General features: G+C 63.2%; 14 protein-coding genes. 5 read left to right on the forward strand and 9 right to left on the reverse strand.

Annotation, left to right across the window (positions count from 1 at the left end; translation table 11 throughout):
• Positions 1-75 precede the first annotated feature (75 nt).
• The 8 genes from J5M67_RS12535 to tssB form a co-directional block, all read right to left on the reverse strand.
• Positions 76-2,454 carry a type VI secretion system Vgr family protein gene (locus J5M67_RS12535; protein ID WP_207885648.1) on the reverse strand — a complete coding sequence of 793 codons (2,379 nt, stop codon included), beginning with the start codon at positions 2,452-2,454 and terminating at the stop codon, positions 76-78.
• Positions 2,455-2,456: 2 nt separating this feature from the next.
• Entirely contained in the window at positions 2,457-5,099 is a 2,643-nt protein-coding gene (gene tssH, locus J5M67_RS12540; RefSeq protein ID WP_207885654.1) for a type VI secretion system ATPase TssH, read from the reverse strand.
• Positions 5,100-5,202: 103 nt separating this feature from the next.
• A complete protein-coding gene (locus J5M67_RS12545; protein ID WP_207885655.1) occupies positions 5,203-5,694 on the reverse strand; it encodes an Hcp family type VI secretion system effector in 492 nt (163 codons plus the stop codon).
• Positions 5,695-5,706: 12 nt separating this feature from the next.
• Positions 5,707-7,458 carry an OmpA family protein gene (locus J5M67_RS12550; RefSeq protein ID WP_207885656.1) on the reverse strand — a complete coding sequence of 584 codons (1,752 nt, stop codon included), beginning with the start codon at positions 7,456-7,458 and terminating at the stop codon, positions 5,707-5,709.
• 2 nt (positions 7,459-7,460) lie between these two features.
• Positions 7,461-8,132, reverse strand: a complete 672-nt coding sequence (tssL, locus tag J5M67_RS12555) for a type VI secretion system protein TssL, short form (protein WP_207885660.1) — start codon at positions 8,130-8,132, stop codon at positions 7,461-7,463.
• Positions 8,129-9,484, reverse strand: coding sequence for a type VI secretion system baseplate subunit TssK (gene tssK / locus J5M67_RS12560; protein WP_207885661.1), 1,356 nt, complete (start codon positions 9,482-9,484; stop codon positions 8,129-8,131). Before tssK ends, tssL begins: the two co-directional genes overlap by 4 nt.
• 21 nt (positions 9,485-9,505) lie before the next feature.
• On the reverse strand, positions 9,506-11,044 hold the full coding sequence (gene tssC / locus J5M67_RS12565) for a type VI secretion system contractile sheath large subunit (protein WP_207885662.1): 1,539 nt from the start codon (positions 11,042-11,044) through the stop codon (positions 9,506-9,508).
• A gap of 22 nt (positions 11,045-11,066) precedes the next feature.
• Complete coding sequence (tssB, locus tag J5M67_RS12570) at positions 11,067-11,567, reverse strand: type VI secretion system contractile sheath small subunit (protein ID WP_207885663.1); 501 nt, start codon at positions 11,565-11,567, stop codon at positions 11,067-11,069.
• A 941-nt stretch (positions 11,568-12,508) separates the two neighbouring features.
• Here tssB and J5M67_RS12575 point away from each other — a divergent pair.
• The 3 genes from J5M67_RS12575 to J5M67_RS12585 all read left to right on the forward strand — a co-directional run bounded on the left by J5M67_RS12575 (position 12,509) and on the right by J5M67_RS12585 (position 15,398).
• Complete coding sequence (locus J5M67_RS12575) at positions 12,509-13,003, forward strand: PaaI family thioesterase (RefSeq protein WP_207885664.1); 495 nt, start codon at positions 12,509-12,511, stop codon at positions 13,001-13,003.
• Between the two features lie 249 nt (positions 13,004-13,252).
• The gene (locus J5M67_RS12580; protein ID WP_207885665.1) at positions 13,253-14,911 is read left to right on the forward strand and encodes a nitrite/sulfite reductase; all 1,659 of its coding nucleotides are present in this window, start codon (positions 13,253-13,255) and stop codon (positions 14,909-14,911) included.
• On the forward strand, positions 14,895-15,398 hold the full coding sequence (locus J5M67_RS12585) for a DUF934 domain-containing protein (protein WP_207885666.1): 504 nt from the start codon (positions 14,895-14,897) through the stop codon (positions 15,396-15,398). Before J5M67_RS12580 ends, J5M67_RS12585 begins: the two co-directional genes overlap by 17 nt.
• Before the next feature lie 259 nt (positions 15,399-15,657).
• Here the strand turns inward: J5M67_RS12585 and J5M67_RS12590 are convergent, their stop codons facing one another.
• Positions 15,658-16,236, reverse strand: a complete 579-nt coding sequence (locus J5M67_RS12590) for a TetR/AcrR family transcriptional regulator (protein WP_207885667.1) — start codon at positions 16,234-16,236, stop codon at positions 15,658-15,660.
• Between the two features lie 124 nt (positions 16,237-16,360).
• Here J5M67_RS12590 and J5M67_RS12595 point away from each other — a divergent pair, with 124 nt between their 5' ends.
• Both J5M67_RS12595 and J5M67_RS12600 read left to right on the forward strand, forming a co-directional pair.
• A complete protein-coding gene (locus J5M67_RS12595; RefSeq protein WP_207885668.1) occupies positions 16,361-16,798 on the forward strand; it encodes a hotdog fold domain-containing protein in 438 nt (145 codons plus the stop codon).
• An 11-nt stretch (positions 16,799-16,809) separates the two neighbouring features.
• A complete protein-coding gene (locus tag J5M67_RS12600) occupies positions 16,810-17,664 on the forward strand; it encodes an alpha/beta fold hydrolase (RefSeq protein ID WP_207885669.1) in 855 nt (284 codons plus the stop codon).
• The last annotated feature ends 31 nt before the right edge of the window (positions 17,665-17,695 follow it).

Below are 17,695 nucleotides of genomic sequence, written 5' to 3' on the forward strand. Positions count from 1 at the left end.
CTGCTGTGCCAGGTGACTGGGCGCCGCCTCTGAGGTTGAGGCGGGCCCGGTGCGGGCGGCATTGATCCATTGGGGCTAGATCGACGTGGGGCGCTGACTCAACCGGAGCAGCGGGCTGTCGGTGAGCTTGGGCACCTCTGGCATCTCCACCGGTAGCGACACCGGCGTCTTGAGGTAGGCGTAGTGCGCCGACTTGACGTTGTAGTCACCCTGGGTACCGGACTCGATTCCGTTCGGGTCGAGGGTGATGTAGGTGCCGCCGGCATTGAGGACGATCTTCTTTTTGGCGGTGATGTGGATTTCGTCCTCGGTGCTGATGATGTCCAGCGCCTGGCGCGCCAGCAGTTCCATGCGGTCGTTCTGCGCCTGGACCTGCACCGCGCCCTGGTTGGCGATCAGCTTCATGCCCAGCTTGCGCACGAACAGGCTCAGACCTTCGCCCACGCCGATGAACAGGCGCTTCACCACGCTGATGTCCGCTTCGTTGCCGGCGTTGAGCATCAGGTTGCGCTGGGCGGCCAGTTGCAGGTGGTGGCCGCTGGTGAGGGCAATGCCTTTGGGAGCGCTGAGCAGGAGGACGGCACTTTTCAGTTGCTCCAGGTCCTGCTTGAGCAGGTCGAGTTGCGCCTGTACCTGGGCCGGATCGGCCTTGGCTGCCTCGGCATCGGTGGAGAGCTTCTGCATCTCGTCGCCGGCCTGTTCGAGGCGGGCCACGGCTTCCTGCATGGCCAGTACCTGGCCTTGGGCGCGCGGTTGCTCGTCAGCGGAAATGAACACGCCCTTGCCGCTGCGGATGGCGCCCCAGCCGTCGGTGCGCAGCTCGAAGCCTTCGCCGCGCTTCTGCCGCTGCGCATCCACCAGATGGCCAAGGTTGAGCTGGCTCTTGCCGCTGTACTCAGTGGAAAGCTTGATGTGCTCCTGGCCACGTGAATCGTCCATGCGCAGCTTGTTGTTGGCTGGAGTGCGCAGGACGTTGCGCTTGTAGTTCTGGATGGTGACGTGGTCGGGGTGCAGGTTGTCGTGCAGGGCGTGGGCAATGAACGGCCGGTCCGGGTCGCCCTGTTCGAAGGCGATGGCCACTTCGGTGCCGGCCAATAAAGGCAGGTGCAGGCCGTAGGTGTCTCCCGCATACGGGCGCGCCAGACGCAGCCACATACTCTCGCGGCCGGCGGGCCAGGTGTCACGGTCGAAGAGGAAGTTGACGCGGTAGCGCCCTTCCCCATCGATGTGGCTGTAGGGGTCGTTCTGCTGCGGGCTGGTGACCCGCGCCGGGACGGTGCCGGCGATGCGCGGCTTGGGCGGAACCGGTGGGCGGAAAGCGAAATTACCGTCGGGGATGGCTTCGAAACGGATTTCGTAGCTGCGGTCGCGGGCGGCCTTGCAATGAAGGCGGACAATCAGGGCGCCTTCGGCAAAGGCGGCCGGGGCGCCGCCTTCGACCTTGAGTACCTGGCCGGGGGCCAGCGCCGGGCTGGTGCTGGCGCCGAACAGGCGGGTCTGCTCGTTCAGGTAGCGTTCGTGAGCCAACTGGGCGTAGAACACCCCGCTTTCGGCGTGGCCGTCTTCATGGCCGAGGGCCTGCGGATCGCCCAGGACTTGGTAGGGCTCATCGGCGTAGTGGTAGGCCTCACCATAGGTGATGGTGGCGCCACGGGTGAGGTCGGCCTGACCGTCGAGATTGGCGCCGGCATCGCGGGAGTAGTAGGCACGGGTGCTGACCAGCTGCTGCACGACCTGATGGCTGGCCTGCAGATCCCACACGGCATCCTGGCCGATGCTTTCCAGGCCGCTGAGCGGGCGCAGCGGCAAGGTGACGCCGCGCTGGTAGTGCATGGGCGAGTCATGGAACTCGACGACATCGATCTTCAGGCGCGCGTCCATGCTGAAGCTGAACCAGATACCCCGTTCGGCGCAGAGGCGCTTGATGTAGGCCAGGTCGCTTTCGCCGTACTGGAGCCGCTGTTCGTGCTGGACGTAGGTTTTGCCGAGGTCGATGAGGAAGTCCTGCCCTCGGAAACCATGTCGCCGCAAAATCGTCTCGACGATTTCAGGCACGCTCTGATTTTGGTAGAGACGGTATTGGCAGCCGTTATTCAGAAGGGCCAGGCGTGGCTCCAGGGTCAGCTCATACCTCGCCTCATCACGTGATGCGGACAAGCGCTTGAAGCCGGTGATTACGCCGTGCAGGGTGCGCAGCGGGGGAGCTACCGGCGGCGTGTAACCACGAATGGTCAGCGACGGGGGCGCCTCGCGCAGGCTGAAGGTCCCATCCTTGCCAAGCACGCTGTCGGCAGGGATGTCCAGTACGGGGCTGGTGACTTCGATGGCATAGCGGAAGGTCTGGCTCAGCTCTTCAGTGCCGTCGAACGCCAACACGTCCAGGGGCGCTTCGAGGCAGTCGACACTAAGGGTGTGTCGACTGTGGTCGAAAAAGGTACGTAGCGTATTGAGCATCTTCAGACCTCCAGGCTCTCAAGAGCCGAGGGCTCTTCGCTGAACTCCAGGGCGATGCCGTCGTCGGCGTTGTAGCCCAGGGTGACGGTGGTGGCTTTGCGCTGTTCGGCCTGGCGCTGCAGCAGTTGCTGGCTGAGCACCGGCAGGATTTGCTGGTTGAGCAGGCTGTCGATGTTGCGGGCGCCGCTGTCGGGCAGCAGGCAGGCGGCGACCAGGGCATCGCTCAGACCATCATCGATCCGGCAGGTGATGCCGTAGTGGCGTTGCAGGCGCCTGGCGACCTGGCCGAGCTTGATGGCGACGATGCGCTTGAGTGCGGCGGCCTCCAGCGGCCGGTAGATCAGCGTCTGGAAACGTGCCAGCAGTGCGGGCTGGAAGTGTTCGCGCAGGACCGGCTGCAGCAGTTCCTGCAGGGTGCCGTCCGATGCTTCGGGCTGTTCGTCGAGCAGCGCTTGCAGCAGGTCGCTACCCAGGTTGGCGGTCATCAGGATGACGGTGTTGCGGAAGTCGATCTCCCGCCCTTCGCCATCGCGCATGAAGCCGCGATCGAAGACCTGGTAGAACAGGTTGAGGACGTCGCGGTGGGCTTTTTCCACTTCGTCGAGCAGCACCACGCTGTAAGGGCGCTGACGTACCGCTTCGGTGAGCACGCCACCCTGGCCGTAGCCGACATAGCCCGGCGGGGAGCCCTTGAGCTGGCTGACGGTGTGGGCTTCCTGGTACTCGGAGAGGTTCAGGGTGATCAGTGATTTTTCGCCGGCGAACAGGCAGTCCGCCAGGGCCAGGGCGGTTTCGGTCTTGCCCACGCCACTGGTGCCGACTAGCAGGAATACGCCCAGCGGCGCGTTCTCCGAGGTGAGCCCGGTCTTCGCCGCGCGCAGGCGCTGGGCCAGGGCGGACAGTGCGCGGTCCTGGCCGATGACGCGCTCGCCCAGACGCTGCTCCAGGTCGAGTAGGCTGGCTTGCTCGTCTTTGAGCAGGCTACCCAGGGGGACGCCGGTCCAGTCGGCGATGACTTCGGCAACGCTGCGCGCATCGACGTCCAGCGAGAGCAGCGGTTGCTCCTGCTGGGCAGCGACGAGGCTGGCCTGGAGTGCCTCGACGGCGAGGCGATCCGGCATTTCGGCCTGGCGCGCGTCGAGCAGTTGCCGGGTCAGTTCGAGCTCGCGCTGGTATTGGCCCGCCAGGCGCTCCTGTAGCTGCAACAGGTCTGCGTCAGCTACGGCAATGGCCGCCAGACGCTCACCGGCTCCGATGCCACTGAGTCTTGCGTCTTCCTCGAGCGCCCGGCGCTCCAGCTCCAGAGCGGCGCGTTCAGCCTTGATTGTCACCAGGGGCTGCGGCTCGCAGTCGAGGCTCATGCGTACTCGCGCACTGGCGGTGTCGAGCAGGTCGACGGCCTTGTCCGGCAGTTGGCGGCCGGTCAGGTAGCGACGCGACAGGGTCACGGCGGCTTGTACGGCTGCATCCTGGATATGCACGCCGTGGTGGCTGGCGTAGCGCGCCTTCAGGCCACGCAGCATGAGGCAGGCATTGGCGTCATCCGGCTCGTCGACCTTGACCATCTGGAAGCGCCGCTCGAGCGCGGCGTCTCGCTCGAAGTACTGTTTGTATTCGGACCAGGTAGTAGCCGCGATGGTGCGCAACTCGCCACGAGCCAGGGCGGGCTTGAGCAGGTTGGCGGCATCGGCGCCGCCGGCCTGGTTGCCGGCACCGATCAGGGTGTGGGCTTCGTCGATGAACAGCAGGATTGGCGTAGGCGATTGCTGTACCGCGTCGATGACGTTCTTCAGGCGCTGTTCGAACTCGCCCTTCACGCCGGCTCCCGCTTGCAGCAAGCCGAGGTCGAGGGTCCGCACACTGACCGGCTTGAGGCTGTCGGGCACGTTGCCTTCGGCGATGCGCAGCGCCAAGCCTTCAACCAGCGCGGTCTTGCCCACGCCAGGCTCGCCCACCAGGATGGGGTTGTTCTTGCGCCGGCGACCGAGGATGTCGATCACCTGGCGGATTTCGTTGTCGCGCCCATAGACCGGGTCGATCCCGCCCGCCCTGGCCTTGGCGGTTATGTCCTGGGTGAACTTGTCGAGAATGGCCGTGTTGCCATCGGCTTTTGCAGCGGGCTTGTTTGCAGAAGGTCGTGGAGTATCGGCCAGGGCGGCTTCCTGCTGCACCGCCTGGCGTTCCTGGGATTGCTCGTCCAGCAACGGCAGCAGGCGTTCGATCTGGGTATTGCCGAGGCTGAGCAGCGGCCAGGCGGCGTCGCATTCTAGGAGTGTCGGTTTATCCCTCAAGGCCGCCAGCAAGTGCGCCGAACGTAGGGTTTCGGCATCGCCGTGCAACGAAGCGAACAGCCAGGCGTCCTTGATCAGTTGCTGCAGATTGGCCGACAGCTGCGGTTTGTCGCGCACGCTGCGGGGCAAGGTATCCAGATGATCCAGCAGCCCCTGCCAAAGGCTGTCCATGTCCCACTCGTAACGCCGTGCGATCAGGGTCAGATCGCCCTCCCCCTGTTCCAGCAGTTTGAGCAGCCAGTGCTCGACGGTGATGTATGGATGAGCGCGGGTCTGGCACAGCGACGCGGCGGCGCTCAGTGCCTGGGCACAGTAGGGATTGAGGCGACGAAGCAGATGGGTGGACTGGGCCATGGGGCGTTCCTTGCTGAGACGTTCGGCTTGCTCCGGAGGCAAGGCGTAGGGTGGTTCAGCGCGAACGTCGACCGGCGGGCGCCCGCCGGTCGACGGGACGCGATTACGCGCTCTGACGCTCGTTCCAGGCGTCGGAGTGGATGATGTTGCCGTCCTTGTAGGTCCAGGTGATCTTCTCGTAGCGCAGCTCAACCTCTTCGAGGTGGTTGTGCTTCTCCTTGGTCGGGTCCTTCACGTCGTGCATTTTCGGCGCGACTTTCACGACCTTGACGTTCTCCAGGAGGGTGTTGAAGTACTCGACTTCCTGGCCTGCATCGTTGATGCGGTACCACTTGAACTCGGCGCTCTTGAGGGTCTGGCCGGAGCTCACCGCCTTGTACAGGTAGGGGCTGGAGGCATCGATTTCCTTGGTGAAGTTGAACGGCGTGTGGATACGGGTGCCAGTCAGCTTGCCGGTGTTGTTGTCGGTGGGGATGTACAGGCTGTGATCCTGTGCCACGACCTCGACGCTGCCTTCGCGCTGCTGCACGTCGACCGAACCTTTGATGTCCGCACCGCCGTCGTCTTTGAGCCACAGGTAAACGGGAATTGCCATGTGAAGTTCCTTCTACTGAGACAAATGCGCCGCTGGCTTGAGCCGCGGCTGGGGTTGACCGCCTGAAACCCGAGTCGGAAGCGCGCAGGCTCCTGTCTCGGGTACCAGGCGGATGTCGACCCGGCGGTTGGCTGCGCGCCCCTCCGGTGTGTCGTTGCTGCCGACCGGCTGATCGGCGCCGAAGCCCTGAACGGCGAAGCAGCTATCGGGGATGTCGCCCATCTGCTGCATCCAGTCGCGCACGGCACCCGCACGGGCGCGTGACAACAGGAGGTTGCGCTGCGGATCACCGGTCGCATCGGTGTGTCCGCCAATGACGATCAGCCAGCCGGGTTGAGCCTTGATGTCCACCAGGGCGTTGATCAGCACCTTCGCCGAGCCGGGCTTGAGTTCGGCACTGCCGCTGGCGAAGAGCGACAGGCTGTCCAGGCGGACTGGATCGGGAATCCTTGCCTGCGCGGGTGTCGGAATCGGAGCCCGGTAGGCCGCGATTGCGGCCAGCAGTGGTGGGCGAATTCGTTCGGCGGTGTAGAGGCCGAGTCCCAGGGACAACGGCTCGCCTTCGCGGTAGTAGCGGTCCAACCGGGTCGCATCACTGCGCAGGACAGCCACGGCTTGTTCCTTCAACCTGTGCTCGGGTTGCTCGAGCGTCATAGGCTCTGGGATCGCCTGATAGCGGCGCAGGTCATCGCTCACCTGGCGCACCAACAGACGGTTCTGCCACGCTGAGCTGCACAGGGCGACGGTTGCTGCAAGGACGAATAGCCACAAGGCTTGCAGCACTGATCGACGTGCAGGCGTGAGGCCCGGCTGGCGGGGTAGCAGCGCCAGTACAGGATCGGGGAACGGTAGGGACGCGGGACCGGCCACCTGCCCGGCCGGTTCCAATGCCGTCCGCTCCTGTAGCCAGCTCGCCCACAGATTGCCGGGCGACGATGCCCCCGCTCCGGGCGCCAGCGCCACGGCGCAGGCGGTCGCTGGGCAGGGTGGGTCCCGCTGCTCACGGGACGACAGATGCGGCAGTACCGTTTGGACCAACCAGCTTCCCAGGCTCTCGATCTGGACACAGGTGCGCAGGCGCGCGGCCCGCGTGGAGAGATTGGCAGGTTGCTGCTGCCACTGGGACGCGGACAGGTGGCCTGTACCATCGCGGACCGTCAATTCGGGGTGCGCTGCCTCCCAGGTGAACCAGCCACTCTCGCTATATGCAGCCTGCAGGTAGCAACCCAACAGCATCGGCAAGGCCACACCGTTTCTGCGGACGCGGGCGACCTGGTGACGGAAGGTCTGGACGTTCCCGGCGAGCAGTGCGTTGTCCGATTGCTCGCCGGGGTTGACGATATAGCAGGCGCTCAATTGACCGGCCCAGTGCGGACGGTTCGCCAGCACATAGTCGATGATCGCGGTCAGGCGTTCGAGGCGGGGTACCCGCAGGTAGCAGCCCTGCTCGGTGATGCGCAGCGCCAGTTGATCCTCTGGCGCCTCTCCAAACAGAGCTCGCAGGCCATCACCGCATACCGCTACCACCGGCAGCTGGAAGCCCGCGACCGGCAGCACATATCCACCGGCCAGCTCAATGGACTGACGTTGTCGCGCGGCGTTGCGACCGGCGAACAACCAGCCCCCCGCCACCACGACGAGAACACCAAGCGAAGCCAGCGAACGGGCTGTCCAGGACAACGGCAGTATCGCCAGGATCAGTGCCAGACCCAGCGTGCCAGCCCAGAGCCAAAGGCTACGTGCCCATTTGAACGGCGTGGGCATTTCTACACCTGGCCAGGCAACAAGGTGGCGACGGTATCCACCAGCATACGGTGCAGGAGCAGCCACACCCCGGCGAGCAGAACGACTGCCGCCGCCAAGTGCAGCCAGGGCATGCCGAGCCAACGGCGCCAGCCACCGCCGCCGGCACGAACCAGCAAGGGCGCCTTTCCCACAGCAGCGAAGGGTTCGACGTACTCACTCAGGGCAGTGAGCAGGTGCTCGCGCTCCGGCGCGCTTTCTTCGGAATAACGCCCCAGGAAACCCATCATCAGCACACGCTGATAGCAGGTCAAAACACGCAGGTCGGGAGCCGGCTCGGCGAGGGCTTCGCGCATGTCCTCGTAGAGTTGCTCGCCAGCCTGATGGCGATTGAAAAAGTGCGCCTGCAGGGGTTTCGAGGCCCAGACGGAACGGGCTTGTTCAGGCGCATTGCGCATCACCGTCTCGTCAAGCAGGGCGCATTGCGCATAGCAAATCTGGTTGATCGTGCGCTGGCTCATGCCGGCATCGATCAGGCTGTTGCGACAGTGCTCGACCTGGGCTGCGCAATGCTTCCACAGTTCGGCGCCCTCCCTCGGCGCGGCTTTCTGCTGCAACTCCACGACCAAGAGGTAGCTGTCCTGCAACAAGACGTCGATATCCACAGTCTGGGATTTCCCGTATGTACTGGTCATGAGCGCAGCACCGCGAACAGATCCAGCTGAACCTCCCCGAGCGTGCCGGGGACATACAGGGCACAGACGCCGGACGACAACATGTCCCGTGCCTTGGCATGGGCCAAGTCAAGGGCGAAGTACTGATTGCCCAGGCGCATCGGAATCGCCGCCGGCACATGGCTCAGCGGCAACAGCGGCACGCCGTCGAGGGCCACGTTGACCAGGTGGTCGACATCGTCCGGCGCCCCGACCTTGCACAAGCGTGGGAGCTGACTCTGCACTTGCGCTGCGGGGAGACTGGAGCGCACCGACAAATAGAAATCGACACCCTCGGCATCGCGCAGCCGGGCATCGTGCAGCGCCACCTGCCAGCGGTGCGCATTGGGATGTTCGAGCTCGAGCGCAATGACACGCGACGGCAGGCTGGCCTCCAGCAGGGTGGAAATCAGCCGGAACAGCGGCGGGAAGACGTTTTCCAGCTGGTCATGCCGGTAGCCGGGGATAGCGCCGATGTCATGCTCCAGGGAGAAGGTCAGCAGGCTGCCGGCCAGCTTGATCAGTTCCTGATAGACCTGTTCCGGATGTCGCGCCGGATGGGCCAGCAGATCCGCCAGCACCGGCTGGTAGCTGTTCAACGCATTGAGCAGCCAGAACAGCGAGACGTCGGCCACGGCGAAGTCGGCCATGCGCTGGTTGCTCTCCCGACGCATGCCCATCAGCCGGCTGCGTTTGGCCGCCAACTGGGTCATGAGGTTATCCAGTTGCTCCAGCAACTGTGGCTGACCATCAAAGCTGAGTAGCGGCGGAATGAACTGCGGATCGAGGGTCCAGATACCCAGCCCGTCGCGTACCACGCGTGCCACCGGGCAGGTCAGGTACTCGGCGTTGTCATCGCTCTCCAGGCGCAGCGACAGGACATGCGCCAGAACAGCCATGGACTGGGTTTCATCACCATAGAGATCCTGCACTTCCCGCCAATCCTGGCGATAGCGCGTGGGCAGAGAGGGTTTACCGTCGCCTGTCAGGCAGTTGCCGCCATTGGCGTGCTCGAGCGGCAATGCCAGCAGCAGAGTAGCCACGGCGACCTCCCCCTCGGCCAATCGGGACAGCTCCAGCGCCGGCGGCAAACGGTCGGTCGCATCACTGTCGATCAGCGTGCCATCCGGCAGCCGCACCCGCAGCCGGGTAGCCTTGAGCTTACCCAGCCGCAGGGCATCCAGGTCGAACGATGCGACCTGAACGCCCCACGGGTGAACCCGCGACAAATGCGCCAGGCATTCGTTGGTCCATGCCTCCCAGCGCGCCTGCTGCTGGAATTGTTGCGGGGACAGCAAAGCCCCCGCCCCCCACAAGGGGCGGTCGATCTTCATGGATGACTTCCGTGTGAGTGCTTAGGCTTTCGCCTTGGGCATCTGCGAAACCAGCGACAGATTCACGTCCATGCCCTCTACCTGGAAGTGCGGCACGGCATACAACTTCACGAGGAAGAAGCCGGGGTTGTCCTCGATGTCTTCCACAGTGACTTTGGCATCGCGCAACGGGTGCGATGCCTGCAGGTCGTCACTGGGATCGGTCATTTCGGTAACCAGGCCACGAATCCAGTTGTTCAGCTCCAGCTCCAGGACTCGACGATCCTTGGTGGTGCCGATGTTTTCGCGCTGGATCAGCTTCAGATAGTGGGCAATGCGCGAGAGCAGGAAGATGTACGGCAGACGCGCGTTGATCCGGCTGTTCGCCGTGGCGTCGGCGGTCTCGTACAGCGCCGGCTTCTGCGCGGAGTTGGCCGAGAAGAAGCACGCATAATCGCGGTTCTTGTAGTACGAGAGCGGGATGAAACCGAGATTGGCGAACTCGAATTCGCGGGTCTCCGGAATCATCACTTCCGAGGGGATCTTCACCTGGTTGCCAGTGCCCAGGTCATACAGGTGAATGGGCAGGTCAGTCACTGCGCCACCGGCTTGAGGGCCACGAATCTGCACACACCAGCCATTGTTGATGAAGCTCTTCACCATGTTCGCGGCAAAGGCGAAGGAGGCGTTGGTCCACAGGTACTTGTCGTGGTCCGGCCCCTTCACGCTTTCAACGTAGTTGAAGCTGCGCACCGGAGTGGTATCGGGCCCGTAAGGCAGACGGCCCAGTACACGGGGCATGGTCAGGCCGATGTAGCGGGCATCGTCGGAATCACGGAAGGATTTCCACTTGAGGTATTCGGCGCGGTCAAAGTAGTTGCCGATATCCTTGATCGCCGCCACCTCCTCCATCGATTCCTTGCCGAAGAACGCCGGCCCAACCGAACCAATGAACGGCATGTGGGCCGCTGCCGCTACCTTGGAGATATTGCGCAGAAGCGCGATATCCTGCGGGCCGCGATCGAATTCGTAGTTGGAAATTGCCGCGGCGATGGGCTCACCACCGGGGGTGTCGTACTCCTGGGTGTAGGCGTGGACATAGAGGCCGCTCTGGGCGATTTCCGGCGCGTCCTCGAAGTCCTGCACCAGATGTTCCTTGCTGATGTCGAGCAATTCGATCCGCACGTTCTGGCGGAAATCGGTCTGGTCGATCAGCGACTTGACGCCACGCCAGGTCGATTCGACCCGTTGGAAATCCGGGTGATGCATGATCGCATCCAGCTGCCGGCTGATCTGTTCATCCAAGTGTGCGATATGTTCGTCCAGCAGGGTCTTGTCGAGCCGCTCGACCTTCTGCGAGGAGCGCTTGAGCAGATCGAGGAAGACACTGACCGCCGCAGTGACGCGCTCGTCGGCGGAGACTTCGGAAAGTGCATCGGTATCCTGGAAGATCTCGATGTCGGTCAGTGTCGAGACCGGATTGAGGTTGATCTTATCGAACAGCGTGGCATAGACGCTCTGGCCTTCATGAGTCACAACGCTTGCGCCACCAGCGTGCGCAACAGTCCCTTCTGCGGACATGAGTCTCTCCTTGAAGTATCGGTTAACGGTCTTGGGGAGCAAGCTGAGCCAGCTCGGCACGCAGTTCGTCGCTCAGCGCGTCATCCTTGAGGATGCGCTCCAGCTCCCGGCGGAAGGTGGCGTTGTCGAGAAGGTTGGACTTGAGATCACGTAGCAGATTGCGCATTGCCAGCATCGCGCGAAGTTCCGGCATTTGCCGGGCGACGTGTTCAGGCTCAAAGTCTTTCATGTTGCGGAAGGTCAGCTCGACCGAGGTATCGGAGCCATCCTCAACCAGCGTATTAGGCACCGCCAGCTTCACACTGGGGTGAAACTCGGCGAGCACGCTATTGAAGTTATTCTTGTTGATATCGACTTTGCTACGTTCGGACAGTGAACGGTGCTCACGGCCGTTGCTGTAGTCGCCCATGACCATGAGCTTGAGCGGTAGCTCAACCTTCTTCTGAGCCCCACCGGTATGCAGATCGAGCTTGATATTGACGCGGGCCTTTGGAACTTCATTCTGAAAACTTTCGGATGCCATCGTGATCCTGCCTTACGATCCCTTAATTAATGCGAGCACGCACTGCTGTCGGCACTCGACGACAGTCGTTGCGCACGTCTATTTCACAGTGCGGCCCAATCAACTTTCGAAACCCGAAAATTCAGAATATCTCTCATCCAGGATTCACTCGGACTTTTCCAGATATCACCTAACAGTCGATTCGAGGGCTGACCGGAGATATGCAGAGTGCCAAAAATCCCGTGTTATTCAATCCCAAAAACTGAACAATAGAAATTCCAAGAAGAAGCCTACACTTCCCTTCAGAAATTTCAGATTCAAACAGAATATTCCACTCAATACATCTGACTCTTCCATTGAAGAGAGACAGCATTCATCCAAGTAAAGAATGAAATGCAGGAGAAATATCCCAAGGCAGAACAATCACCCTGCAAGAGCTCTCACAACAATTCGCAGACTAATAAGTTAGAGAAGAAGCATTAGAAGAGGTGATCTTCGGATATCCAGCGAAATATCTCGCTTGCAGCAGGGAGGTAGCATCTGAGGCAACAAATCAACCAGACTCACCGACCAGACAGTTGCGCAGGCGCTATGTCGAGCCCCCGAAATCGGCCGTTCAGATATGGAAACAGGGAAGAAGGCATATCAAAAGTGCCAAGCGGGCCGCGCAGAGCGACCCGCCGGCATCGCTGTCACTGATGGCTGACCCAGTACACCGCGGTGGCAACCACCAGCAGGATCAAGATGAACGCGGCACGCGCATCGACGACGCTGTCGCTGGTCTTGCTGGACGATTCTTCGCTCATGCTTCCCCCATGTTCTCGTTATTGGCTGAAGGACCACACCCGAGAGTTAAGACCAGCTCCGCCCGCCCCTCAAGGAACCTCCTCTTTCCGCGATACCGCCAAAGCCGTTAGGCTGCGCCTTCGACAAGAACAAGCGAAACGCAATCAGGAAAGGCTATGCACCTGGATTCACTGCAAGACACGGTCGCGCCGGAAGGCGTCTGCTATGGCTGCGGCGGCAGAAACCCGCACGGACTGCACATCAAGAGCCACTGGCACGAGGACGGCGTCCACGTCGTCGCCGAGCACCTGCCCGAAGCCAAGTACTGCGGCTGGCCGGAACTGGTCTATGGCGGCCTGATCGCCATGCTGGTGGATTGCCACTCGAACTGGACCGCAATGGCCTACCACTACCGCGCCGAAGGCCGCGAGCCGGGCAACCTGCCGCGCATCGACTGCGTGACCGGCAACCTGGGCATCAAGTACATCAAGCCGACGCCCATGGGCGTGCCGCTGACCTTGAAGGCCCACGTCGAGGGTGAGGTCGGGCGCAAGAGCCGGGTCATCTGCGAGGTCTATGCGGGCGATGTGCTGACCTGCATCGGCGACTCGATCTTCGTGCGCGTCGACACCGCGCAACTGCGTGACGCCGCCCATGGCCGCGAGGCCTGATTCGCGTCTCCCGCGTCGGTGAAACACACCGGCGCCTCGCGGGAGTTTCGCCCCATTCCGTGGCACCGGCCCGCCTGTGTTTCAGACCTGGCGCGGCATAGATCCAAAAGTTCTCGCCATATACTCAAACATCACTTTTGCGCATATTCCCGAACTGGTATCGTGCGCCCACTCCGCGTGGAGCGCGTTGCCGTGCGCGCTGGGATACGCAGTACGCCTGAGCGCTATAGCCTGACAGCAGGAAGATTCATGTACGTATATGACGAATACGATCAAAGGATCGTAGAAGATCGCGTCAAGCAGTTCCGCGATCAGACCCGCCGCTACCTGGCAGGCGAATTGACCGGCGAGGAATTCCGCCCGCTGCGTCTGCAGAATGGCCTGTACATCCAGCGCTACGCGCCCATGCTGCGAGTGGCTGTGCCGTACGGCCTGCTGTCCTCGAAGCAGGTTCGCAAGCTGGCGCAGATCGCCCGCGACTATGACAAGGGCTACGCGCACATCAGCACCCGCCAGAACGTCCAGTACAACTGGCCGGAACTGGAAGACGTGCCGGAAATTCTTGCCGAGCTGGCCACCGTGCAGATGCACGCGATCCAGACCAGCGGCAACTGCATCCGCAACACCACCACCGACCAGTTCGCCGGCGTCGCCCGCGACGAACTCGTGGACCCGCGCCCCTGGTGCGAGATCATCCGCCAATGGTCGACCTTCCACCCCGAATTCGCCCACCTGCCGCGCAAGTTCAAGATCGCCGTCAACGGCGCCGTGAGCGACCGTGCCGCCATCGAGGTGCACGACATCGGCCTGGAAGCGGTGAAGAACGAAGCCGGCGAGCTGGGCTTCCGTGTCTCCGTCGGCGGCGGCCTGGGCCGTACCCCGATCGTCGGCAGCTTCATCAATGAATTCCTGCCCTGGCAGCACCTGCTGTCCTACCTGGACGCCATCCTGCGCGTATACAACCGCTATGGCCGTCGGGACAACAAGTACAAGGCGCGCATCAAGATCCTGGTCAAGGCGCTGACCCCGGAAGTCTTTGCCCAGAAGGTCGACGCCGAATGGGCGAACCTGAAGGACGGTCCGAGCACCCTGACCGATACCGAGCTGCAACGCGTGGCCGCCCACTTCGTCGATCCGGCCTACAAGGCCCTGGAAGACCAGGACGCCGCCCTCGCCCAGCTGGACGCCGAACACCCCGGCTTTGCCCGCTGGCGCAGCCGCAACACCTTCGCCCACAAGAAGCCCGGCTACGTCGCCGTGACCCTGTCGCTCAAGCCCACCGGCGTGGCGCCTGGCGACATCACCGACAAGCAGCTGGACGTGGTCGCCGACCTCGCCGACCGCTACAGCTTCGGCGAAGTGCGCAACAGCCATAATCAGAACATCATCCTCGCCGACGTCGAGCAGGCGCAGCTGTTCACCCTCTGGGGCGAACTGCGTGAGAACGGTTTCGCCACCCCCAACGTGGGCCTGCTGACCGACCTCATCTGCTGCCCGGGCGGTGACTTCTGCTCCCTGGCCAACGCCAAGTCGATCCCGGTGGCCGAAGCCATCCAGCGTCGCTTCGATGACCTGGACTATCTGTTCGACATCGGCGAGATCGACCTGAACATCTCCGGCTGCATGAACGCCTGCGGTCACCACCACGTGGGCCACATCGGCATCCTCGGCGTGGACAAGAAGGGCGAGGAGTTCTACCAGGTCTCCCTCGGCGGCAGCGCCAGCCGGGAGGCGAGCCTCGCGCAGATCCTCGGCCCGTCCTTCGCCCAGGAGCAGATGGCCGACGTGATCGAGAAGATCATCAACGTCTACGTGGAACAGCGCACCGAAGAGGAACGTTTCCTCGATACCTACCGTCGCATCGGCATCGACCCCTTCAAGGAGCGCGTATATGCAGCGAATCATTAAGCACCGCGAGGTCGTCGACGACCGCTGGCACCTGCTGCCCAAGGACGCGACCCTGGAAACCGTGCCCAACTGCGACGACGTGATCATCCCGCTGAACCTGTGGCTGGAACACGGCCCGGCCCTGCGCGGCCGCGACGGCGGCCTGGGCGTGTGGCTGGATGCGGACGAAGAGCCCGAAGCCATCGCCGAAGACCTGGACAAGTTCAAGGTCATCGCCGTGAACTTCCCCGCCTTCACCGACGGCCGCGGCTTCAGCACCGCACGCCTGCTGCGCGAGCGCTTCGGTTACAAGGGTGAAGTGCGCGCCATCGGCGACGTGCTGCGCGACCAGCTGTTCTTCATGCAGAGCTGCGGTTTCGACGCCTACGCCATCCGCGCCGACCGCGACCCGCACGACGCGCTGGCCAGCCTGGACGACTTCTCCGAGGTCTATCAGACCTCGGTGACCCAGCCGCAACCGCTGTTCCGTCGCCGTCAGCTGGCCTGATCCGGTCGATATGAAAAAGCCCCGCACTGCGGGGCTTTTTCATTTCTGCTTTTGATCTTCGCAGGAGCGAGCTTGCTCGCGAACCCGACCAGCTTCAGCGCCGCCGGGAAATCCGTTCGTGAGCAAGCTCGCTCCTACAGGGTGCCCCGCATGCCACCTCGCCGCGGGCACGAACGGCTCTCGTAGGAGCGGAGCTTCTCCGCGAAGCTCTTCAGCAAGGTCGGGATTTCGCGGACAAGGTCCGCTCCTACGAAAGCTGTCAGGCCCGTACGCTCTCCCAGGCGATCTGCGCCAGCTGCTCGCGGCACTCGATCAGGTCCACCCGCGTGCGCCCGGCCAGCCAATTGCGTGCGTAATCATGGGTTGGGCCGATCACCACGGAGTTGAACAACTCCGCCGACAACGCCTTGAACGCCCCCGCCTTGCGGTGCTCGGCCAGCAGTTCGGCGATACGTCGGCCGTGTTGGCGGTTGGCCTCGCGCAGCTCTTCGCCCACCTCCCCCGCTTCCACGCGCCCACGGCTGTGCAGGATGAAGCGCGCCCACTCAGGGTTGGCCGACACCCAGTCGATGTAGGACGTGACGAACAGCTTCACGATGTCCTCCGCACTCTTTGCCTCTTCCAGCCCCGCGTCGAGCAAAGCCGCGTACTGGCCGACGCCCGCCAGGTACAGCGCGCCGATGATGCGCTCCTTGTTGCCGTAATGGTGGTAGAGGCTGCCGATGCTGGCACCGGAGCGGTCACGGATCATCTCGATGGTGGTGGCGTCGACGCCGGATTCGCTGAAACAGGCCAGCGCGGCCTGGAGGATGTCGTCTTTGCGGGAAGGTCGGGCCATGGGGTTCCTGTGGAGAAAAACCGCTCGAACAGAATTCTAGAATATTTTTCTAGAATTAATTTCTAGTCTTCGTATACTGCCTGGGCGCGCATCCATCTTCAATCCGCTTTTCCTCGGAGTTGCCATGAGTCAGATGATGCAAATGTACCAGCAGGCCGGCCCCGCGCAGTTCAGCGCCATGATCGGCCAGGTCGCCCCCTACTTCGCCAGCATCGCCCCGCAGTTCGTCGAACTGCGCCCGGGCTATGCGGAAGTCACCTTCCCCAAACGCCGCGAAGTGCTCAACCACATCGGCACCGTGCACGCCATCGCCCTGTGCAACGCGGCCGAACTGGCCGCCGGGACCATGACCGACGTGTCGATCCCCGAAGGCCGCCGCTGGATTCCCCGTGGCATGACGGTGGAATACCTGGCCAAGGCCGACGGTGATGTCCGCGCCGTGGCCGATGGCCGCGCGATCGACTGGAGCCAGCAAGGCGACGTCGTCGTCCCGGTGCTCGCCTACGTTGGCGACAAGAAGGTGTTCCGCGCCGATATCACCATGTACGTCAGCCAGGCCTGAGGAACCCCGCCATGATCACCCCGCTCCCCCGCTTACTGGACAACGGCAACGGCCACAGCCTCTCCAGCCACTGGCACTACCCGCCCGGCAATGCACGTGGAGCGGTGCTGATCGTCCCCGCCATGGGTGTCGAGCAGCGCTTCTACAGCGCCTTCGCTCACTGGCTGGCCGAGCGCGGCTATCTCACCGTGACCTTCGACTACGTCGGCATGGGCCAGTCCCGCAGCGGCCACCTGCGGGATCTGGAGGTGGATGTGCTGGCCTGGGGCAACCACGACTGCAGCGCAATGCTAGATGCTGTAGTGGAAGCCGCCGGCGACCTGCCCGTGTACTGGATCGGCCACAGCCTCGGCGGGCAGATCCTGCCCTTCGTGCGCGGCAACGAACGCATCCAGCGCGCCTTCACCATCGCCACCGGCAGCGGCTATTGGCGCGAGAACACCAAGGGGCTGCGGCACAAGGCCTGGCTGCTCTGGTATTGCCTGGCGCCAACCCTCACACCGCTGCTGGGCTATTTCCCAGGCAAACGCCTGGGCGTGGTCGGCGACCTGCCGCGTGGGGTGATCGAGCAATGGCGGCGCTGGTGCCTGGACCCGGAATACGCCGTGGGCGCGGAAGGCGGCGCGGTGCGCGAGGCCTATTCATCGGTGCGCACGCCGATCACCTCCATCTCCTTCACCGACGACGAGATGATGTCCGGGCGCAACACCGAGTCGCTGCACGGCTTCTACCGTGGCGCGCCGAAGACGGTGAAACGAATCGCACCAGAAGACATCGGCGTGAAGCGCATCGGCCACTTCGGCTTCTTTCGCCGCCAGTTCGCCGACTCGCTGTGGGAGGACTACCTGCTGCCGGACCTGGGCTGACCCCTAGGTCCGGCCCCGAATCAATCGAGGG

It is taken from the genome of Pseudomonas sp. 30_B, assembly GCF_017491605.1.
Classification (GTDB): domain Bacteria; phylum Pseudomonadota; class Gammaproteobacteria; order Pseudomonadales; family Pseudomonadaceae; genus Pseudomonas.